This is a genomic window from Pseudomonas sp. R28(2017), from assembly GCF_002112505.1.
Taxonomy (GTDB): domain Bacteria; phylum Pseudomonadota; class Gammaproteobacteria; order Pseudomonadales; family Pseudomonadaceae; genus Aquipseudomonas.
Window position 1 is genome coordinate 1 of the sequence record NZ_NEHW01000001.1, and the last position, 20042, is coordinate 20042.

The window sequence follows — 20042 nt, forward strand, 5'->3', positions numbered from 1 at the left end:
AGGGCCTTGGCCACGGCCAGGGAATTCAGCTCGTCAGCGGCTTCGACCAGGATGGCGCGATCGGCACCCAGAGCCAGGGCGGTACGCAGCTGCTCCTGGGCAGTGGTCGGGCCGACGGAGACGACAACGATCTCGGTGGCAACGCCCTTTTCCTTCAGGCGTACGGCTTCTTCCACGGCGATTTCGCAGAAGGGGTTCATGGACATCTTGACGTTAGCAAGGTCGACGCCGGAGTTGTCCGCCTTGACGCGAACCTTGACGTTGTAGTCGACCACTCGTTTGACAGCTACAAGAACCTTCATGGATTCCTCGTTACTCTCCGGTGAATAGATAGTCGCCAGGGGCAGAGCCCGGCGATGCGCGTGGGTACAAGGGCACCTCTAAAAACGTACCGGGAGGGGCAAACTTCATGGTGACCGAACAGTCTTGTCGCGACTGTTGCGGCAAATACCCACGGGTCATTTTCTGTCGTGGCGTGTAAACTCCACTACAAATCGGTATTCATACCGACAACCCTGCTCCACACCTGGTCTTTAGAGGTGTACCTGCGCCCGGCTGCAAGCCTACGGCGAACGTAAAACCGCTCGTATCTTGACCGTAACACCCAATCCGGTCAATACGGCAAATCGGTCACCTTCCAGCCGCGTTCCTGTGATTTTACTGGGCTCCGGCAAATTCAAACAAACGTTTGTATTGGACCCGCCAAGTGGTGTAGATATAATGCGCGCCAAGACAAAACGGTGTAGTCCGTCCATTGCGTAGCTACAGTTTCGCGCCAGTGAAGCGCCGCTGCACGCAAGCACCCATAAGACAAAGCAACAGCACGAGCCTTGATGAGTAGGAGAGAACCTGTGGAACGCGAATACATGGAATTCGACGTGGTCATCGTCGGCGCAGGCCCTGCGGGCCTGTCCGCCGCCTGCCGCCTGAAGCAGAAGGCCGCCGAAGCCGGTAGCGAGATCAGCGTCTGCGTGGTGGAGAAAGGCTCCGAAGTGGGTGCTCATATTCTTTCCGGCGCGGTGTTCGAACCCCGCGCCCTGAACGAGCTGTTCCCTGACTGGAAGGAACTCGGCGCACCACTCAACACCGAAGTGAAGCGCGACGATATCTATGTGCTCAAGGACGCTGGCAGCTCGACCAAGGTGCCAGACCTGTTCGTGCCCAAGACCATGCACAACCAGGGCAACTACATCATCTCCCTGGGCAACCTGTGCCGCTGGCTGGCCCAGCAGGCCGAGAACCTGGGCGTGGAAATCTACCCGGGCTTCGCCGCCCAGGAAGCGCTGTTCGACGACAACGGCGTGGTCCGCGGCATCGTCACCGGCGACCTGGGTGTCGACCGCGAAGGTAACCCGAAGGACGGCCTGTACACCCCGGGCATGGAGCTGCGTGCCAAGTACACCCTGTTCGCCGAAGGCTGCCGCGGCCACATCGGCAAGCAGCTGATCAAGCGCTTCAATCTGGACAGCGAGTCCGACGTCCAGCATTACGGCATCGGCCTGAAGGAAATCTGGGAAATCGACCCGGCCAAGCACGAGCAGGGCCTGGTGGTGCATACCGCCGGCTGGCCGCTGGACGTGGTCAGCGCCGACAACACTGGCGGCTCGTTCCTCTACCACCTGGAAAACAACCAGGTCGTGGTGGGCCTGATCGTCGACCTGTCCTACGCCAACCCGTACCTGTCGCCGTTCGACGAGTTCCAGCGCCTCAAGCACCACCCGGTGATGGCGCAATACCTCGAAGGCGGCAAGCGCATCAGCTATGGCGCCCGCGCCATCTGCAAAGGCGGCCTGAACTCGCTGCCGAAGATGGTTTTCAACGGCGGCGCCCTGATCGGCTGCGACCTGGGCACCCTGAACTTCTCCAAGATCAAGGGCAGCCACACTGCGATGAAGTCCGGCATGCTCGCGGCCGACGCCGTGGCCGACGCACTGATCGCTGGCAGCGAGGGCGGCGATGCCCTGAACACGTACGTCGAGGCCTTCAAGGGCAGCTGGCTGCATGAAGAGCTGTTCGCCAGCCGCAACTTCGGCCCGGCGCTGCACAAGTTCGGCCCGCTGCTCGGTGGCGCGTTCAACTACGTTGACCAGAACTGGTTCGGCGGCAAGCTGCCGTTCACCTTGCACGACACCAAGCCGGACTACGCCTGCCTCAAGCTGGCCGCCGAGTCGAAGAAGATCGACTACCCGAAACCGGACGGCAAGCTCAGCTTCGACAAGCTCAGCTCGGTATTCCTCTCCAGCACCAACCATGAAGAGGAACAACCCTGCCACCTGAAACTGACCGACCCGAAAGTACCGATCGCCAGCAACCTGCCGCTGTATGACGAACCGGCCCAGCGCTACTGCCCGGCCGGCGTGTACGAAGTGGTCAACCAGGAAGATGGCAGCAAGCGCTTCCAGATCAACGCGCAGAACTGCGTGCACTGCAAGACCTGCGACATCAAGGACCCGGCCCAGAACATCACCTGGGTCACCCCTGAAGGCGCTGGCGGGCCGAACTACCCGAACATGTAACGTGCCACGCCATTCGCGTCAGGAAAGGCCCCCAGAGCGCAAGCTTGGGGGTTTTTTCATTATTGCCAGGTTGCCCGTGCAGGGCGCTGTCACTGCCTCGGCAACCCGTCGGTCAAGCCTCCTGCCGGGAGTGGACTTGCGTGCTGGAGGTATCGAACCCCAACTGCCCCAACCGCTCAAGCACATGCACGAGGCAAGCGCCACCATCCGGTTTATAGTGCCCTGATGCATCGTTGATCATGCCGAGCAGGTCATGCACCGCCGAACCCTTGATGCTCGCCTCACCGGCGCAGACCACCGGTTTACCCGCACCCAACTGGCTGTGACGCACGTATTGATCACGAGAGGCGGCCTTGTCCCAATGCTTGACGATGATGCTGCCCCGGGGGGTGTAAACCCAGGTATACGCATCGTTGTCTGTATTGGCCTTCAAATAGACAGGGCTTTTACTTTTCAGGTCATAAGCGAGGACCCTGCCCTGGGTAACACCGATCAGTTGGCACACGCCTTCGAGAGTCGACGGTTCGTAGGAGCGCCAGGATAGCCAATCCGCCAACATCGGCTGCCACTGTATCGGGTAGGTGTAGCCCGCGTAATCCAGCGGCGTGTCGCCATGTTCGTGTCGCCAATCCAGCCAGTTCACCCTACCGCTCCAATTTGCGCCATCGGCAGGCAGCAACCATGCGCTGTCAGACCCTAAAATCCGGTTACTCATCTCATCATTGATCACCAGGTCCAACGAACTCATGCGCCAGGCCGGGCCGTAGCCATCCGAGCTCACCTGATAGAGTTCGACGCTGTCCAGGTCGTCCGCAAACAGCGACTGACCCGGGAACAGGCGAGTGAGGTCGGCAGCGGCACGCAACAAACTGCCCCGCTCAAAATCTTCAGCGAGAAATTGACGCCCCACGCCTCGATTGATCGAGAAATACACCTTGTCCGAGGTCCCAGCCCGAAGTTCATCGGCAACCTGTACCCTGATCTCCAACTTCTTGACCAGCAGGTTGGCTGCCTTGCTCCGATCCACCGGACCAAGCCACTTTACCTGCCACTGCATGCCCGGCGCTTCCTTGTCCTGAGCCTGCAGCCAGACCTCACCCGTTGCCGGGTCGGCAACCAGGCCTCGCGAATCGTCGCCATACCTCAGCTCACCTTTGGGCGAAAGGTGCCACTTGCCGGTGTCACGCGCTGCTGGCAATGGCCGAAGCCCCAGGCCCAGCACTTGACGCGAGGCAACATGAGTCAGACGCCCATCCTTGAACAACCATTGCGCCACCAAGGCATCGGGCCTTGCGGCAACATAGACCCCACCCTCATCCGCAGCCAGCAGATCACGGCCATTGCTCAGGTAGAATGGAATGTTTGCGGGCAGCCCCTCGCGTTCAGACTCCCGTCCTTTGCCACCCTGCAGCGCATCAAGTTGCAGGTGGGTGATTTCGACCGTGCGCCCATGTGAATCGTAAAGGTCCAGCGCAACACCTTTGGGGGATTCCTTGATATCAAGAATATGCCGGAAGTCCGTCAAGCAATGCCCGCCAGTGACATGCTCTCCATCGCCATAAACCACCAACCAGGCATGCTGATGATGAACCCGGTCATCGAACACAAAGGCCTTGCTTTTTCCCCAGCAGATCACCGGGGTTTGCACACGCCCATGTTCTTGCTCTCTGGGCACCCCAGAGAACAGCATGCCCTGGGGTATCTGGGGCAGATCCTCACGCCCCAGCCACTTCACGGTGAATCCATACATGATGCTTGCCTTCCCGCTCGATTAAACCTGGCAAGCTACCTGCGCCGGTGGCGCCTGACTGTCGGCATAGTCCAATGCTGCTGTATGCGCCGGAGCCGCTCACCGTCGGATCAGGAGGCAGCACACTGAGCAATGAAGGACCGGTCACGGCGCCCGAAATACCAAGCCGTCAGCAGCCCGACGCTGCCCATGACCAGACAAAAGCCGACACACACCCACGGGCTCCACGGCATCAGCGCGATCAGCGCCAGCGGCGTGGTGCTGGCCCACAAGGCGTAAGCCACGTTGTACGTGAAGGAAATCCCCGAAACGCGGATCTCGGCCGGGAACAGTCCGACCATCACCGACGGCACCACCCCAACCACGCCACAGGCCAACCCCGCCAGCGCATAGGCCAGCCAGGTCATGCCCCACTGCCCTACCAGGCTGGCATACAGCGCACCAATCCCCAGCGGCAGCAGCAGGCTGTAGATCATCAGTGCGCGCCAGGCACCCAGGCGGTCGACCAGCAACCCGGCCAGCACACAGCCGATATTGAGGAAGACGATGCCCACGCTGCTCAGGGCGAAAGTATGCCCCGCCGTCATGCCAAAGCGCTGCTGCATCACCGTCGGGGTAATCACCACCAGCACCACCACCGCGGAAGTCAGCACGCAGGTCAGCAGTGCCGCCGGGATCAACGCCGAACGGTGCTCGCCCAGCACCCGCCGCAGCGGAAACCGGACCGGCTGCTCCTGACGTTCGCGCAAGGCCAGGAACACCGGGGTTTCGCTGAGCCAGCGGCGCAGCCACACACCGATCACGCCAAACACCCCACCGAGCAGGAACGGGTAACGCCAGGCGTAATCGAGAATCTCCTGCGGCGTGAACACCTGCGCCAGCAGTGTCGCCGTCAGTGCGCCCAGCAGGTAGCCGAAGGTCAGCCCCGCCTGCAGGAAACCCAGGGCATAGCCACGACGCCCGTTTGGCGCGTGCTCGGCGACGAAGGTCCACGCGCTCGGCACCTCGCCCCCCACCGCGGCACCCTGCAGGATGCGCAGCGCCAGCAGGATCAGCGGTGCCGCATAGCCAATGTCGGCGTAAGTCGGCATCACCCCGATCAGCAGGCACGGCATGGCCATCATCAGGATGCTCAGGCTGAACACCCGCTTGCGCCCGAGGTGGTCGGCAAAGTGCGCCATCAGGATGCCGCCCAGCGGCCGCGCCAGGTATCCGGTGACGAAGATGCCGAAGCTCTGCAGCAGGCGCAGCCACTCGGGCATTTCCGGCGGGAAGAACAGCTGGCTGAGGGTCAGGGCAAAGAACACGAAGATGATGAAATCGTAGATTTCCAACGCGCCGCCCAGTGCCGCCAGGCCCAGGGTCCGGTGGTCGCCGCGGCTGAACCGGGGCGGGCGAGCGGTATCGATGGCAGTCATGGCAGGGGTCCGCAGATCGGCAAAGGGCAAGAGGATAGCAAATGCCCGCCGCCTTGCCCCAGCAACGCCACTAGCGGCTGAAGACGGTGTGGCCGAAGTTCCTGGGCTTGCGTGCATGCACCGCGCCACTCGCAAGCCCGGAAGGCAGGGCAATCTTGCCGACCAGCACGGGGCTGTCGATGATCGCCATGAAGGATTGCAGCGCGTCGTTGTCCGGCACCTGTGGCAGGCTCACGCTGACGGCCTGGCGCTCGGTCTGCGGCACGACAGGCACTTTCAGGTGTTGCGAATGGTAAAGCAGGGCGTGCTGGATCTGCGTACTGACCCGGCAGAAACGTGCCAGGTCGACACCGGCATGGCTGGCCAGCTCGATGTTGCCCAACAGCAGGTTGAACGGTTGCAAGGCGCACTGCACCAGGCGCTGCAACTCGTCGAAGGACTCGACCGGGGCAATCCGGTAATAGCCAAGGCCATTGAGCAGTTTTTCCAGCTGCAGGCGCTGGTGCGGGTGCTCGTCGGCAATCAGGATGCGCAGGGTCTTGTTTGTCATTGTCGGACCTGGGCCGTCAGGTGAATTAGGGACAGCTCCCTGACCAAACTGCGCCAGAAACAGGCAACCACCAGGGCTGTGCCTGGAGGGGTCAATCTAGATAGTTGTCGGGAAACAGGGAGAAATCAAGTGGCCATCACACAGAATTTTCACCTGCCCTTCACCCCACATTCAGCCCTCCCACTGCCGCATGCGCACACGGCAATGCTTCATGGCATTGACGATGTGCTTTTCCACCAGGCTGCGGGAGATCCCCAGGCGCTCTGCAATCTGCTGGTGTGACAGGCCATCGAGCTTGCGCAACAAGAAGCAGTCCCGGCACACCTTGGTCAGTTCATCCAGGGCCTTTTGCATCATGGCCAGGCGCTGGTCGAGTTGCAGGTCCTGCTGCAATTCTGTGCTGAAAAAACGCCCATCGGCATCCAGCGCATCCAGCGATTCGGCCTGGCGCACCTGATGGCGCCGGTGCCGGTCGATCACCAGGTTCAGTGCCGTACGGTAGAGAAACGCTCGCGGGTGTTCGATCTGCCCGCTTTCGGTGCGCTCCAGCACCCGCAGGTAGGCATCGTGGGCAACATCCTCCGCAGCCTGGCGATTGCCCAGGCGCGCACTAAGGAAGCTCACCAGTTCGCGATAGTAATGTTCCACAACAGCACCTGAATTCGTCCTTGCAACCCACGTGCGGGACTGAGTGATACCGGGCTGTGATAGTACAAATTATAACTATTCTCAGCAACACGCCTTCCGCCCTCTCTCCAAGGCTAAATCCGCCTGGCCAGCCTTCGTTTATCTGGGACTTCGATGCGCACCACGATTGGCAGCGCGTGACCACTACCCAGGCTGGAAGTCCGCATGAGCCGTTTATCCTCCACCCGCCGCCCGCTCACCCTCGCCGGCGTGGGCCTGCTGAGCCTGGGCTGCCTGCTGGCCTGGCAAGCCCCGCCCTTCGGCGCGCAACCGCTCGGTACCGTCACGGTCACACGGGCAGACATCGAAAGCAGCGTGACGGCCCTGGGTACCTTGCAGCCCCGGCGTTACGTGGACGTGGGCGCCCAGGCCTCGGGGCAGATCCGTACCTTGCACGTGGAGGCGGGCGACCCGGTGCGCAAGGGGCAACTGCTGGTCGAGATCGACCCCTCCACCCAGCAGGCGCGGCTGGATGCCGGGCGCTTCTCGATCGACAATCTCAAGGCCCAGCTCGCCGAGCAGCGTGCGCAGTTCGAGCTGGCCAGCCAGCAACTCAAGCGCCAGCGTGAGCTTGCCGCTGCCGGCGCCACCCGCGATGAAGACGTACAAGCCGCTGCCGCCCAGCTGAAGGTCACCCAGGCGCGTATCGACATGTTCCAGGCCCAGATCCGCCAGGCCCAGGCCAGCCTGCGCAGGGACGAGGCGGAACTGGGCTACACGCGCATCTATGCGCCAATGGACGGCACCGTGGTGGCCGTGGACGCCCGCGAAGGCCAGACCCTCAACGCCCAGCAACGCACGCCGCTGATCCTGCGCATCGCCAAGCTGTCGCCCATGACCGTGTGGGCCCAGGTGTCCGAAGCCGACATCGGCAAGGTCAAGCCGGGCATGACGGCCTACTTCACCACCCTGGCCGGCGGCAAGCGCCGCTGGAGCAGCACCGTGCGGCAGATTCTGCCGATCCCGCCCAAGCCGCTCGAGCAGGCCAGCCAGGGCGGCGGCAGCCCGGCCAGTGCCGGCAGCACTGGCAACCAGGTGGTGCAGTACACCGTGCTGCTGGACGTCGACAACCCCGATGGTGCCCTGATGGCCGACATGACCACCCAGGTGTTCTTCGTCGCCGGCCAGGCCAGCCAGGTGCTGACCGTGCCGCTTGCCGCACTGGACGATAACGCCGGCCAGTACAGGGCGCGGGTGCTCGACCCTCACGGCAAGGTGGTGCAGCGCCAGGTGCGCACTGGCCTGAGCGACCGCCTGCGCGTGCAGGTGCTGGACGGGCTCAGCGAAGGCGAACAGTTGCTGATGGGCGCCCCCAGCGCCAGTGGAGGCTGAATGAGCGCGCCGCTGATCGAGCTGGTCGATATCCGCAAATCCTACGGCGGCCAGGGCAGCCCCAAGGTCGATGTACTGCGCGGCATCAGCCTGAGCATCCACCCCGGGGAGTTTGTCGCCATCGTCGGCGCCTCCGGCTCGGGCAAGTCGACCTTGATGAACATCCTCGGCTGCCTCGACCGCCCGACGTCGGGCAGCTACCGCTTCGCCGGCAAGAACGTCGCCGAGTTGGGCAACGACGAACTGGCCTGGCTGCGCCGCGAGGCCTTTGGCTTCGTGTTCCAGGGCTACCACCTGATCCCTTCCGGCTCGGCCCAGGAAAACGTCGAAATGCCGGCCATTTATGCCGGCGCTCCCGCCAGCGAGCGGCATGCCCGTGCCGCCGCCCTGCTCGCCCGCCTGGGCCTGGCCAGTCGCAGCGCAAACCGCCCTCACCAGCTCTCGGGTGGCCAGCAGCAGCGGGTGTCGATCGCCCGGGCGCTGATGAACGGTGGCCATATCATCCTCGCCGACGAACCCACCGGTGCGCTCGACAGCCACAGCGGCACCGAAGTCATGGCGCTGCTCGATGAACTGGCCAGCCAGGGCCATGTGATCATCCTGATCACCCACGACCACAAGGTGGCGGCGCGGGCGCAGCGGGTGATCGAAATCCGCGACGGCCAGATGATCAGCGACACCGCCAACGGGCAAGCACTGATTGCTGCACCCCAGGGGCTGCAGGCCGATGACCTGCGCCAGCGCCTGGACCGCGGCGCGACCCTGCGCGGCGCCTGGAAAGGCGAGCTGCTCGAAGCCCTGCAGGCCGCCTGGCGGGTGATGTGGGTGAACCGCTTTCGCACCGCCCTGACCCTGCTCGGCATCATCATCGGTGTCGCCTCGGTGGTGGTCATGCTGGCGGTAGGCGAAGGCAGCAAACGCCAGGTGATGGCGCAAATGGCCGCCTTCGGTTCGAACATCCTCTACCTCAACGGCAAGCCCGCCACACTGGGCGAGCCTGCCGGCACCATTACCCTCGATGACGTCGCCGCCATCGGCCAACTGCCGCAGGTCAGGCAGATCATGCCGGTGCTGGGCGAAAAGGTGATGGTGCGCCACGGCAACAACAGCCAGCGTTTCTATGTGGGCGGCAACAACAACCAGTTCCCGCTGATCTTCAACTGGCCGGCCGTCGAAGGCGCGTTCTTCACCGACGCCGACGAAGCCAGTGGCGCAGCGGTGGCGGTGATCGGCCAGAAGGTCCGGGAGAAGATGCTCGAGCCTGACCGCGACCCGCTCGGCCAGTACCTGCTGATCGGCAATGTGCCCTTCCAGGTCATCGGCATACTCGCCGGCAAAGGCGCGAGTTCCGGCGACCAGGATGCCGACGGGCGCATCGTCGTGCCCTACACGGCAGCGGCGATCCGCCTGTTCGGCCAGCGCGACCCCGATTACATCACCGTCGCTGCCGTCGACGCCGCGCGCGTCGATGAAACCGAAGCCGCCGTCGAGCGCCTGCTGCGCCAGCGCCACCAGGGCCGTCACGATTTCGAACTGACCAACTCGGCCGCGCTGATCCAGGCCGAGGCCCGCACCCAGAACAGCCTGTCGATGATGCTCGGGGCAATCGCCGCGATCTCGCTGCTGGTCGGTGGCATCGGGGTGATGAACATCATGCTCATGACGGTGCGCGAGCGTACCCGTGAAATCGGCATCCGCATGGCCACCGGCGCTCGCCAGCACGACATCCTGCGCCAGTTCCTCAGCGAAGCGGTGATGCTGTCGATGGTCGGCGGCATGGCCGGCATCGGCCTGGCGCTGCTGATCGGCGGCGCATTGATGCTGGGCAAGGTTGCCGTGGCCTTCACCCTGCCCGCCATGCTCGGTGCGTTCTCCTGCGCCGTACTCACCGGCGTCGTGTTCGGCTTCATGCCGGCCCGCAAAGCCGCCCGACTCGACCCGGTCAAAGCCCTCACCAGCGAATAGCCCATGACCCTGCCAAGCCGCATCAGCCTGTTGTCCCTGTGCCTGGGCCTCGCCGCCTGTAGCCTGCCGCCCGCGCCAGCCAGCGGCATTGCTGCCCCCCCGGCCTGGCAAGGCGCAACCGCCCAGGCCTCTGCCAGCCTGCCATCGGCCCAGTGGTGGCGCACCTTCGACAGCGCCGAACTGGACCGCCTGGTCGCCCGCGCCCGGCACAACGCCCACGACCTTGCCGCCGCCACCGCGCGTGTGCGCCAGGCCCAGGCCCGGGCGGTGATTGCCGGGGCGCCGCTGCTGCCGGAGCTCAGGTTCGAGCTCGACGGCAGCCGCCAGCGCCTGCTGCATGGCGAGGGCTATGACCAGCTCGATGTCAGCAAGTACGAACCGACCAGTACCTCATTCGGCATGCAGCTGGTCGCCAGCTACGAGATCGACTTCTGGGGTGGCCTGCGCGCTGCACGTTCAAGCGCCCTGCACAGCCTCGACGCCAGCCGCTTCGACCGCCAGACGGTCGAGTTGACGCTGGTCAGCAGCGTGGCCAGCAGCTACCTGCAGGGCCTGGCCCTGGAAGAGCAACTGCGCATTGCCCGCCTCAACCTGCGTAACGCCCGTGATGTTCTGGCGCTGGTCGAGACACGCCAGCGCGCCGGCTCTGCGACACGCCTGGAACTGGCCCAGCAGCGCAGCCTGGTGGCTGCACAGGAGCGGCAAGTGCCGCTGCTCGAGCAGCAGCGGCAGGACAACCGCATTACCCTGGCCACTCTGCTGGGCGACCCGGTCCAGGCCCTGCCCACCACGCGCGAGGCGCTGCAAGCCGTGAACTGGCCGCACATTGGCAGCGGCGTACCCAGCGAACTGCTGACCCGCCGCCCGGACATCGCCGCCGCCGAAGCACGCCTGGCCGCCGCCAACGCCAATGTTCAGGTGGCCAGGGCCGCCCTGCTGCCAAAAGTGACCTTGGGCGCCAACCTCGGCACCGGTGCGAGCACCCTGGCCGAGGTCTTCGACAGCGCTTATTACACCCTGACCGCTGGCCTGATCGCGCCCATCTTCAACAATGGCCGGCTGCGAGCGGCACAGCAGTTGGCCCAAGCCGAGCAGGACGAGTTGCTGGAAAGCTACCGCAGCAGCATCCTGGCCGGTTTCGCCGATGTCGAGAAGGCCCTCAATGCGATCCGCGGCGTTGAACAGCAACGCCAGTGGCAGGACCAGGAGGTCGAACAGGCGCGCCTGGCCTTCGACCTGGCCCAGCGGCGCTACGCGGCCGGGGCCGAAACCCTGCTGAGCGTGCTGGAAACCCAGCGCACGCTCTATATCGCCCAGGACCTGCAGGCACAGTTGCGCCTGGCGCGCCTGCAGGGCAGCGTAGCGCTTTACAAGGCGTTGGGCGGTGGCTGGCAGGTCGCGAACGCAGGCAACGGTTAATTCGCCGCACGCGCAACTCGTTCATAGGGAAAGCCGCTTGCAAGAGGATTTCCCCATGACCCGCTCCGCCAGCATGCTCCAGGCCTGGCAACAAGGCCTGCGCCGCCTGGTCCAGGGCCAAGCGCCAGGTGCCCGGGCCTACCGCGCGTTCGACCTGGTACTGGCCCGGCGCATCCGCCTCAGTCCTTCGTTCGCCCGCCTGGTGTTCACCGGCCCGGATGTCGGACTCATGCACACCCTGGCGCCCGATCAGCGTGTAAAGCTGCTGTTCCCCGCACCCGATGGTTCATTGCCGACCCTGCCCCACGACGTGCACTGGAAGGCCGCCCACAGCGCACTGCCCGCCGAACAGCGCCCACCCATGCGCACCTACACCATCCGTGCCTTGCGCCCGGATGCCCTGGAAGTCGACGTGGACTTTGTGTTGCATGGGGTCAATGGGCCAGCCTCGACCTGGGCGACCCATGCCCAGGAAGGCGATCGGCTGCTGATGGTGGCGCCGAACCTGGCCCACACCGGTGACCCCGGCGGCTATGAGTGGAAGCCACCGCAAGGTACCCGCCATGTGCTGCTGGTCGGCGACGAAACGGCGCTGCCGGCCATCGCCGGTATTCTCGAAGCGTTGGCAGAGCAACAGCCCGAACTGGCCGTGGAAGCCTTCATCGAAGTCCCCCAGGAGGCGGATTGCCTGCCGCTGCGCCACAGCGCCAACACCCGCCTGCACTGGCTGCCCCGCGAACTGCTGCGCTGCGACCATGGCCAGGCCATGCAGCATGCGGTGCGCGAACTGGCCAGCCTGCCGCTGGAAAGCGCGTTCTATGCCTGGGTGGCCGGGGAGTCGGCGACGGTGCTGGATATTCGCCGGTACCTGACCAGACAACGCGGGCTGCAGCGCGACCGCCTGATGACGATGGGGTATTGGCGCCTGGGTGAAGCCTGCGACTGAACAGGCCGAACGAAAGGGCCGCAACGCGGCCCTTCCAGACTCAAACGGCTGCGGCCACAGCCTCGGCAAAGCGCTGCGCGACTTCGTCGATCTGCTGTGCGCTGATGATCAGCGGCGGCAGGAAGCGCACCACGGCGCCATGGCGCCCGCCCAGTTCGAGGATCAGGCCACGCTTGAGGCATTCGCGCTGGACCTTGGGGGCCAGCAGCCGATTGGCAGGCGGGTGGCCCAACGCATCGCGCTGCCCCTGCGGATCGACCAGTTCCACACCGAGCATCAAGCCACGGCCACGGACATCGCCCAGTTGCGGATAGTCCCGTTGCAGCCGCTGCAGATGATCACGCAGGCGCAGGCCCATGGCTTCTGCGTGTTCGGCCAGGCGATGGTCGACCAGGTAATTGATCACCGCCGAACCAGCAGCCATGGCCATCTGATTGCCGCGGAAGGTGCCGGCATGGGCGCCTGGCTTCCAGGTGTCCAGCCAGTCGCGGTACACCACCACCGCCAGCGGCAGGCTGCCACCTATGGCCTTGGATAGCGTGACCACATCCGGCACGATGCCGGCGTGCTCGAAGGCGAACATCTGCCCGGTCCGGGCGAAGCCACTCTGGATCTCGTCGACGATCAGCGCCACGCCAGCCTGCTCGGTGATACGCCGCACGCCCTTGAGCCATTCGATATCGGCCGGGATCACCCCACCCTCACCCTGCACCACCTCGAGGATCACCGCCGCCGGCAGCGGCACACCGCTTTCCGGGTCCAGCAGCAGGTTTTCCAGATAATGCAGGTTGGCCTTGACCCCGGCTTCACCGCCCAGGCCGAACGGGCAACGGTAGTCGTAAGGGTATGGCATGAACTGCACGCCATTGCTCAGCAGCGCCCCTAGCGGCTGCTTGGGCCCGTGGCTGCCCATCAGGCTCAGCGCGCCTTGGCTCATGCCGTGGTACGCGCCGTGGAAGGCCAGCACGGTGCTGCGCCCGGTGGCGCCGCGCACCAGCTTGAGCGCCGCTTCCACCGCGTCGGTGCCGGTCGGCCCGCAGAACTGCACCTTGGCCTCGCGACGCAGGGCTTCGGGCAGGATGCCGAACAGGTCCTGGACGAAGCGGTCCTTGACCGGTGTGGTCAGGTCCAGGGTGTGCAGCGGCAGTTCGTCGGCCAGCACGCGCTGGATCGCCTCGATCACCACCGGGTGGTTGTGCCCCAGGGCCAGTGTCCCTGCGCCGGCCAGGCAATCGATGAACTGGCGGCCTTCGATGTCCTCGACATGGATACCGCGGGCACGCTTGAGCGCCAGCGGAATGCGCCGGGGGTAGCTGCGGGCGTTGGATTCCTGTTGCTGCTGACGCTGCAGCAAGGGCGAGTCCGTGAATTCGTACAACGGTTGCGGCGCGCTGGCCGGCGGCACCTGGGCAAGGCTGGTAGCGGTGGACATGGGTGAATCCTCGCAAGCAAGCGAATGGGCAGTTATCGCTTGGAAAACGCATGAGTGCGGGGAGGATTTAGCGGTTGCTGCGGGATTTTGCTCTGCCTGTACCGGCCCCTTCGCGGGCAAGCCCGCTCCCACAGGGATTGCACAATCTTCGAGGCTGTGGCGATCCTGTGGGAGCGGGCTTGCCCGCGAAAGGGCCGGTACAGGCAGTAACTATCAGCTGGCCGAACGCGCCGGCACCTGCAGCACCACCCGCAGCCCATCACTGCGGCTATCAAACCTGAGGCTGCCGGCACAGCGCTGCACGATTGCCTGAACGATCGCCAACCCCAACCCACACCCACCACTCTGGCCATTGCGCCAGAAGCGCTCGGTCAGGTGTTGCAGGTCGGCTTCGGCAATGCCCGGCCCATGGTCACGAACCATGAACCCCACCTGCCCGTCGGCCATCTGCACTTCCAGCTCCACCTCGGTATCCCCGCCATGGCGCAGGGCGTTGTCCAGCAGGTTGCGCAAGGCCGCCACCGCCAGCGGCGCAGGCATGCCCAGGTAGATCTGCGTCGCCGCCTCCGGCAGGTGCAGGACAATGCGCCGGTTGTCACCGCCGCCAGCATCCTGCACCGCCTGGCGGGCGACCTGCTCGGCGCTGCACTGCACGCCGTCCTCGAACGACAGGCTGCCCTCGACCCGCGCCAGCATCAGCAGCTGCTCCAGGGTTCGGTGCATGCGGTCGGCGCCTTGCTCGGCATGCTCCAGCGCCTGCTCGCGCACCGCGCCGTCGGTCATGCGCGCCACCTGCAGGTGGGTCTTGATCGCTGTCAGCGGGCTGCGCAGTTCGTGGGCGGCATCATCGGTAAGCCGCCGTTCGCGTTCGATGGTCTGGGCAATGCGCAGGAACAGCTGGTTCTGGGTATCGAGCAAAGGTTGCAGCTCGCTGGGCAAGCCGGCCACCTGCAATGGCTCGACACTGTCGGCACGCCGTCGGCGCAGGGCATCGCGCATGCGATTGAGTGGCTCCAGGCCTTTGCCCAGGCCGATCCACAGCAGCCCGAGGCTGCCGAGCAAGGCCATCAGCACCGGTGCCGAGGCGGCCAGCAGGATCGACTGGTTCAACGCCTCGCGCTCCATGTGCCGGTCGGCGGTGGTGATGCGCACGTCACCGTGGTTGTAGGTGAAGGTGCGCCACAACGCGCCGTCGATGGTCTGGTCGCGGAAGCCGCTGCGCTGGTCGTCCATGGCGCCGTCATGCTTGTGGTTGCTGGCAAGGATCTCGCCGCGCAGGGAACTCACCTGGCAGGCCATGCCATCGGGCACGCTCAACTGGTCGGCGGAAAAATGCGCATCCTCGCCCTTGGCCGCCAGCGGTTGCGGCAACTGATCGATCAGCCCGGCGACCATGCGTGCCGACGCCACCAGGCGCTGGTCGAGGGAGAACATCATCTGCTGGCGCAGGTCGCGCAGCATCCACGCCGCCGCCAGTGCCCAGATGATGATGAAGGCGCTGCCGAGGATCAGGCTCAGGCGTACCCGCAGGCTCATGAGGCAGCCTCTTGCGGCGCCTGCGCAGGCCCCAGGCGATAACCCAGGCCACGCACGGTCTCGACGATGCTGTTGCCGAGCTTGCGCCGCAGGTGGTGGATATGCACGTTCAGCGCGTTGCTTTCGACCTCATCGCTGAAGCCGTACACGCAGTCCTTGAGCTGTTCGCTGGACAGCACCCGGCCGGGGTTCTGCAGCAATGCCTGGAGCAGTGCCTGCTCGCGCCTCGACAGGTCCACAGGCTGGCCGGCCAGGGTCGCTTCGCAGCTGCTCGGGTCGTAGCGCAGCGGGCCATGCTCGATCACGTTGACCGCCCGCCCCGCTACCCGGCGCAACAGGGTATGCAGGCGCGCAGCCAGTTCGCGCAGGTCGAAGGGTTTGAGCAGGTAGTCGTCGGCGCCCGCCTGCAGGCCATCGACCCGGTCGGTGACCGCATCGCGTGCGGTAAGTACCAGCACCGGCAGGTCCACACCCTGCTGGCGCAGGCGGCGCAGCAGTTTGAGGCCATCTTCGTCGGGCAGGCCGAGGTCGAGGATCATCACGTCGAACTGTGCCGCCTGCAGCAGGGCCCGGGCACTGGCGGCATTGGCCACGCGGTCGACAGTCAGGCCCTGGGCGGTGAGGCCGGCGCAGATGCCGCTGGCGATCAGGTCGTCGTCCTCGCAGAGCAGAACGTGCATGGTGGGGCTCCCGGAGTGGTGTGACTGGCATTGCACTATGGGGGGATTAAGGGGGGATTATGGACCTTTTTGTGGGGGTGATGGGGTTCGCCGAGAGCCTTGCAGCGCCCTTGAGATCGAGCGCCGCCCGCGCGGCGCATCGCGAGCTGCGCTCGCTCCTACGTTTGTTTCGGGCCAGTAACGCCTGTGCCAGGCGCGCGCGACCGCCTTGTTGGCACGACGCGATATAGCGCCATGCGCCAAGGCGTTCGCGCGCAAATCCCCCAGGAATCATTGGCCCGAAACAAACGTAGGAGCGAGCGTAGCTCGCGATGCGCCGCGCGGGCGGCGCTCGATCTCAAGGGCGCCAAATCCCTCCTGCCGTACCCCTCGCAGCAACACCCCAATCCCGAACATCCCCCCATCCGCAACGAATCGACTTTTCCTACAGCTGACTCAGGAATGTCCTACCCCCACTCCATGTTGTGATTCCCCCTGCACAAACCTGGCAGGGAGACGCCTCATGCTGCTCTGGCACATCGTGCCCACCTGGCACGATATCGAGTCACGCATCACCGATGAAATGGGCTATCAGGGAGGCGCCCATTTCCGTACCTACCTCAACGAAGAGGTGCCATCACTGGCCCTCCAGCTGCGCCGTGTCGACAGCGTGCGGCGCGCGTTCTACAAGGCCGAATGGGTAGCGGGCGAACTGCTGCGCCAGCGCTTCGCCGACCTCGACATCAAAAGCATCCTCAACGACCTGCTCGGCGTCGCCGAGCAGATGGCGATGATCGTCGCCGGCAGCGCCCTCACTGGCGGCCTGCTCGGTGCCGGCATCGGTGCCTTCGCCGGCGGCGTCGGCGCATTTCCCGGTGGCGTTGCAGGCACCGCCATCGGCTTCAAGGTCAGCGGCTGGATCCTCGGCGTGCTGGGCATCGCCTCCCTCGCCGAGTTCTTCGTCGACGGCTTGCCGCGCATCGGCGAGTGCTACCTGGACGGCATCGGCATCGCCTGGGAAGGCCCACGCGGTGAACAAGGGTTGAGCGCGTTCAGCCAGGACAACCCGTTTGCCATCAATCAGGCCGCGCATTTCATTGCCACCGGGCATGTGGAAGTCGTGATGCTGCTGTTGGGCGCCATGGTGTCCTACCTCACCCGTGGGGGTGGCAATGCCGGTGTGCTGGCTCAGGAAATGGCCGCCAGCAAGAAAGGCGCACGGATTGGGCAGTGGATGCTCAAGCATGAGGATGCCCTGAAGAAACGGCCGGACCTGCAGGTGCCGGAGCGGCGTAAGGGCGCGGTGAGTGAGCCGCAGCCTGCGCAGCCGAATCGGCCAGCGGGGAAAGACAAGGAGCCGGCAAAGAACAAGCCGGGTACCATGACGCTGTATAACGTCGACTGCTTTAAGGCGGATAAGCTGCCAAACTCTAAAATTGGAGAATTTGACCGGCAACTGGGCGGCCAAGAGAAAGGCATGAATAACTTAACTGTTCAGGAGTTCCTGCAAAACATTGCCGACCCTATCCTTCGAAACCCGAACAATGCCAAGCGAGCAAGGAGAGATCAGGAGGATGCCTTCATCAACCGTTTCTTAGAAGAGCTCCTTCAAGATCATGACTTCCTTGAAGCAGAAGAACTTGCCACAAAAAAGGCAAAAAGGGAGATGTCAACGATAGCAGCGCTTCACAACCCTGATTTGTTCGCTGGTGGCAAGGATATCATTGGAGGTTTCGGTGACCGGCAGGTCAACTCAACGATTGGCCCACAGTGGAGAACAAAGATCCAAAGCCTTGCAGCTGCAGCTGAAGCAGTGCCCATATCAATGCGAAATAAGACTTTTCTAAATGTAAAGCTGCACAGATGCTGAGCATCGGGAGTATAAATGGATAGATTATTCGCTAGATTAGTAGAGAAAATCGGCCTACCAACCTGCCGACAAATCGTGCCGAATACCGTTATTGAGAAATACAAAGGAAAACTACCTCATCAGCTTCTAGAACACTGGAGCCAATATGGATGGAGTGGATTCGGCAAAGGTATCTTTTGGTTGGTGAACCCCGCAGAGTACGAGTGCGTAGTCGACACCTGGCTAAACGGCACTGAGCACTCGAAGCGCGACAAATATCACCTCATGGCACGCAGTGCGTTCGGAGACATGTATTTCTGGGGCGAGAATACAGGCGCCTCACTTAAAATAACCAGCATCCTGTCAAGTTATGTAACCCGAACATCAATTTATACCGGTGTAGACCTAGACAAAGGGTTCCCCGCTTTTCTTCTATCAATCAGCTTTGATTCCAACAACTACGGAGATATGTTCGACCCCGCTTATGAGAAGCTAGGCGCGCTTACCGCGGATGAAATGTACGGCTTCACCCCCGCCATCATGTTGGGCGGATCAGGGTCGTTCAACCACCTTGGAAAGGTAAAATCAGTGGAACATCTAAGTTTTCTGGCACAACTTTCAGATCTTCGCCCCTATGTGTCGACAGGGGACTTTCCACTCGGGCATTAGCCATTACCGACATATACCGGAGGTCATTACATGGATGAAGCATTTTCTGTTTTTATTGAAGATGTCGGTGAGCCTACGCACAGGCAGGAGGTACCCGCTTCAACTATAGAGCGCTATAAGGGGAAGCTACCGGATAAACTTCTGCAGTATTGGATGGAGCATGGATGGTGCGGGTACGGCGATGGAATGTTTTGGATCGTAAATCCTCAAGAGTACGAGGGCGTGGTCGCCTCTATGCTCGATAGTGCAAATCTGGAAACATACGACAGGTTTCATCTCATCGCCCGTGGAGCCTTTGGTGACCTTTATCTCTTTGGTGAGAAAACCGGATTTTCACTGAAAATTGCACCACATATAGGTCGATATATTGGCAGAAAAAGCGAAGTAACGGCATCCGACATGGACAGACTCGTGCAGAACTTCTTCGCCTGTAGAGATCTAGATTCAAATGATTTTGACGGCATGTTTGAACCCGCTAAAAAAAACCTCGGCACACTTGGCCCGGACGAGATGTACGGATTTGTTCCAGCCTTGGTATTTGGCGGCTCCATTCGGCTCGATAATATTCAAAGGCTGAAAGCCATTGAGCACTTGGTACTGCTGTCTCAGCTTTGCACAATCGAGCCCTATAGCTTTTCTGATTTTTGAAGCCCTTACCCAACAGTAATAAAAGGATCTAAAAAATGAACGTACTCTTCTCCATCTTCCTCGAAACCTTCAGCGACCCCATCGGCCACCAGCCCGTCCCGACTGCTTCTCTGGACCACTACCAAGGCAAACTCCCAAACCAACTCCTGACCTATTGGAAAGACCACGGCTGGTGCGGCTACGGCGGTGGCCTGTTCTGGATGGTCAACCCGCAGGAATACGAAGATGTCGTGGCTTACTGGCTCGCCGGCACTCACTTCGAAACCCAGGACACCTACCACCTCATCGCGCGCAGCGCTTTCGGCGAGCTGTATCTCTGGGGCGAAGAAACCGGCTCAGTCCTGACCATCACTGCCTACGCATCCCAATACATCGATGGCGCTTGCAGCTCGACCGACGAAGAGCGTGACGCGAAGATCCAAGGGCTGCTCATGTGGGTCATGACTGAAGGGATCGACCTGGACCTGTTCGAATCGGCCAGGGAAACACTGGGGACGTTGGCGCCAGACGAGATGTATGGCTTCGTACCGGCATTGATGCTGGGCGGGCCTGCAAGCCTGGCCAATCTCCAGCGGCTCAAGGCCGACGTGCACCTGATTCTGCTTTCCCAGCTGAGCGATCTGGAACCTTATGCATTCGATGATGAAGAAGATGAATAAGGCCGAC

Annotated in this window: 16 protein-coding genes and 1 pseudogene; 9 read left to right on the forward strand and 8 right to left on the reverse strand. The window is 63.1% G+C overall.

All coding sequences use genetic code 11. From position 1 onward, the window contains the following. Nucleotides 1–302: pseudogene (locus tag CAF78_RS00005) on the reverse strand (electron transfer flavoprotein subunit beta/FixA family protein); the annotation flags it as partial. A 531-nt stretch (nucleotides 303–833) separates the two neighbouring features. Between CAF78_RS00005 and CAF78_RS00010 the strand changes: the two are divergent. Next, entirely contained in the window at nucleotides 834–2516 is a 1683-nt protein-coding gene (locus CAF78_RS00010; protein ID WP_085675906.1) for an electron transfer flavoprotein-ubiquinone oxidoreductase, read from the forward strand. 112 nt (nucleotides 2517–2628) lie between these two features. Here CAF78_RS00010 and CAF78_RS00015 read toward each other — a convergent pair whose 3' ends face one another. The 4 genes from CAF78_RS00015 to CAF78_RS00030 form a co-directional block, all read right to left on the reverse strand. Beyond that, nucleotides 2629–4266 (reverse strand): hypothetical protein, encoded by a 1638-nt coding sequence (locus tag CAF78_RS00015; protein WP_085675905.1) that lies wholly within the window; start codon nucleotides 4264–4266, stop codon nucleotides 2629–2631. A 110-nt stretch (nucleotides 4267–4376) separates the two neighbouring features. Further along, nucleotides 4377–5684: an MFS transporter gene (locus CAF78_RS00020; protein ID WP_085675904.1), complete on the reverse strand. Its 1308-nt coding sequence runs from the start codon at nucleotides 5682–5684 to the stop codon at nucleotides 4377–4379. 70 nt (nucleotides 5685–5754) lie between these two features. Next, complete coding sequence (locus tag CAF78_RS00025; protein WP_085675903.1) at nucleotides 5755–6234, reverse strand: histidine kinase; 480 nt, start codon at nucleotides 6232–6234, stop codon at nucleotides 5755–5757. 171 nt (nucleotides 6235–6405) lie between these two features. Next, nucleotides 6406–6882, reverse strand: coding sequence for a sigma-70 family RNA polymerase sigma factor (locus tag CAF78_RS00030; RefSeq protein ID WP_085675902.1), 477 nt, complete (start codon nucleotides 6880–6882; stop codon nucleotides 6406–6408). A 204-nt stretch (nucleotides 6883–7086) separates the two neighbouring features. Here CAF78_RS00030 and CAF78_RS00035 point away from each other — a divergent pair, with 204 nt between their 5' ends. Genes CAF78_RS00035 through CAF78_RS00050 form a run of 4 tightly spaced genes read left to right on the forward strand, consistent with a single transcriptional unit; the run spans nucleotide 7087 to nucleotide 12583 of the window. After that, on the forward strand, nucleotides 7087–8253 hold the full coding sequence (locus CAF78_RS00035) for an efflux RND transporter periplasmic adaptor subunit (RefSeq protein ID WP_085675901.1): 1167 nt from the start codon (nucleotides 7087–7089) through the stop codon (nucleotides 8251–8253). Further along, nucleotides 8254–10218 carry a MacB family efflux pump subunit gene (locus CAF78_RS00040; protein WP_085675900.1) on the forward strand — a complete coding sequence of 655 codons (1965 nt, stop codon included), beginning with the start codon at nucleotides 8254–8256 and terminating at the stop codon, nucleotides 10216–10218. 3 nt (nucleotides 10219–10221) lie between these two features. Then, nucleotides 10222–11637, forward strand: a complete 1416-nt coding sequence (locus CAF78_RS00045; RefSeq protein ID WP_085675899.1) for an efflux transporter outer membrane subunit — start codon at nucleotides 10222–10224, stop codon at nucleotides 11635–11637. Nucleotides 11638–11692: 55 nt separating this feature from the next. Beyond that, nucleotides 11693–12583 (forward strand): siderophore-interacting protein, encoded by an 891-nt coding sequence (locus CAF78_RS00050; RefSeq protein ID WP_085675898.1) that lies wholly within the window; start codon nucleotides 11693–11695, stop codon nucleotides 12581–12583. 40 nt (nucleotides 12584–12623) lie between these two features. On the opposite strand, the gene CAF78_RS00055 is transcribed toward CAF78_RS00050, so the two are convergent. The 3 genes from CAF78_RS00055 to CAF78_RS00070 form a co-directional block, all read right to left on the reverse strand. Beyond that, nucleotides 12624–14015, reverse strand: coding sequence for an aspartate aminotransferase family protein (locus CAF78_RS00055; RefSeq protein ID WP_085675897.1), 1392 nt, complete (start codon nucleotides 14013–14015; stop codon nucleotides 12624–12626). A gap of 213 nt (nucleotides 14016–14228) precedes the next feature. Continuing rightward, nucleotides 14229–15551: an ATP-binding protein gene (locus CAF78_RS00065; protein ID WP_085675895.1), complete on the reverse strand. Its 1323-nt coding sequence runs from the start codon at nucleotides 15549–15551 to the stop codon at nucleotides 14229–14231. Further along, nucleotides 15548–16231 (reverse strand): response regulator transcription factor, encoded by a 684-nt coding sequence (locus tag CAF78_RS00070; protein WP_085675894.1) that lies wholly within the window; start codon nucleotides 16229–16231, stop codon nucleotides 15548–15550. Before CAF78_RS00070 ends, CAF78_RS00065 begins: the two co-directional genes overlap by 4 nt. A 502-nt stretch (nucleotides 16232–16733) precedes the next feature. On the opposite strand from CAF78_RS00070, the gene CAF78_RS00075 reads away from it, so the two are divergent. From CAF78_RS00075 to CAF78_RS00090, 4 genes are read left to right on the forward strand one after another with little or no spacing between them, the layout of a single operon-like run. Further along, complete coding sequence (locus CAF78_RS00075; protein WP_085691000.1) at nucleotides 16734–18080, forward strand: DUF6861 domain-containing protein; 1347 nt, start codon at nucleotides 16734–16736, stop codon at nucleotides 18078–18080. A 15-nt stretch (nucleotides 18081–18095) separates the two neighbouring features. Next, complete coding sequence (locus CAF78_RS00080; RefSeq protein ID WP_085673129.1) at nucleotides 18096–18728, forward strand: GAD-like domain-containing protein; 633 nt, start codon at nucleotides 18096–18098, stop codon at nucleotides 18726–18728. 30 nt (nucleotides 18729–18758) lie between these two features. Beyond that, complete coding sequence (locus CAF78_RS00085; protein ID WP_085673132.1) at nucleotides 18759–19376, forward strand: GAD-like domain-containing protein; 618 nt, start codon at nucleotides 18759–18761, stop codon at nucleotides 19374–19376. 35 nt (nucleotides 19377–19411) lie between these two features. Further along, nucleotides 19412–20035 carry a GAD-like domain-containing protein gene (locus CAF78_RS00090; RefSeq protein WP_085673134.1) on the forward strand — a complete coding sequence of 208 codons (624 nt, stop codon included), beginning with the start codon at nucleotides 19412–19414 and terminating at the stop codon, nucleotides 20033–20035. The last annotated feature ends 7 nt before the right edge of the window (nucleotides 20036–20042 follow it).

What these genes read in the sequence shown, in the direction of transcription:
- CAF78_RS00045 (WP_085675899.1), top strand. Translation starts at nt 10,222, where the DNA reads ATGACCCTGCCAAGCCGCATCAGCCTGTTGTCCCTGTGCCTGGGCCTC.
- CAF78_RS00015 (WP_085675905.1), bottom strand. Translation starts at nt 4,266, where the DNA reads ATGTATGGATTCACCGTGAAGTGGCTGGGGCGTGAGGATCTGCCCCAG.
- CAF78_RS00075 (WP_085691000.1), top strand. Translation starts at nt 16,734, where the DNA reads ATGCTGCTCTGGCACATCGTGCCCACCTGGCACGATATCGAGTCACGC.
- CAF78_RS00035 (WP_085675901.1), top strand. Translation starts at nt 7,087, where the DNA reads ATGAGCCGTTTATCCTCCACCCGCCGCCCGCTCACCCTCGCCGGCGTG.
- CAF78_RS00040 (WP_085675900.1), top strand. Translation starts at nt 8,254, where the DNA reads ATGAGCGCGCCGCTGATCGAGCTGGTCGATATCCGCAAATCCTACGGC.
- CAF78_RS00010 (WP_085675906.1), top strand. Translation starts at nt 834, where the DNA reads ATGAGTAGGAGAGAACCTGTGGAACGCGAATACATGGAATTCGACGTG.
- CAF78_RS00020 (WP_085675904.1), bottom strand. Translation starts at nt 5,684, where the DNA reads ATGACTGCCATCGATACCGCTCGCCCGCCCCGGTTCAGCCGCGGCGAC.
- CAF78_RS00050 (WP_085675898.1), top strand. Translation starts at nt 11,693, where the DNA reads ATGACCCGCTCCGCCAGCATGCTCCAGGCCTGGCAACAAGGCCTGCGC.
- CAF78_RS00070 (WP_085675894.1), bottom strand. Translation starts at nt 16,231, where the DNA reads ATGCACGTTCTGCTCTGCGAGGACGACGACCTGATCGCCAGCGGCATC.
- CAF78_RS00055 (WP_085675897.1), bottom strand. Translation starts at nt 14,015, where the DNA reads ATGTCCACCGCTACCAGCCTTGCCCAGGTGCCGCCGGCCAGCGCGCCG.
- CAF78_RS00025 (WP_085675903.1), bottom strand. Translation starts at nt 6,234, where the DNA reads ATGACAAACAAGACCCTGCGCATCCTGATTGCCGACGAGCACCCGCAC.
- CAF78_RS00090 (WP_085673134.1), top strand. Translation starts at nt 19,412, where the DNA reads ATGAACGTACTCTTCTCCATCTTCCTCGAAACCTTCAGCGACCCCATC.
- CAF78_RS00085 (WP_085673132.1), top strand. Translation starts at nt 18,759, where the DNA reads ATGGATGAAGCATTTTCTGTTTTTATTGAAGATGTCGGTGAGCCTACG.
- CAF78_RS00065 (WP_085675895.1), bottom strand. Translation starts at nt 15,551, where the DNA reads ATGAGCCTGCGGGTACGCCTGAGCCTGATCCTCGGCAGCGCCTTCATC.
- CAF78_RS00080 (WP_085673129.1), top strand. Translation starts at nt 18,096, where the DNA reads ATGGATAGATTATTCGCTAGATTAGTAGAGAAAATCGGCCTACCAACC.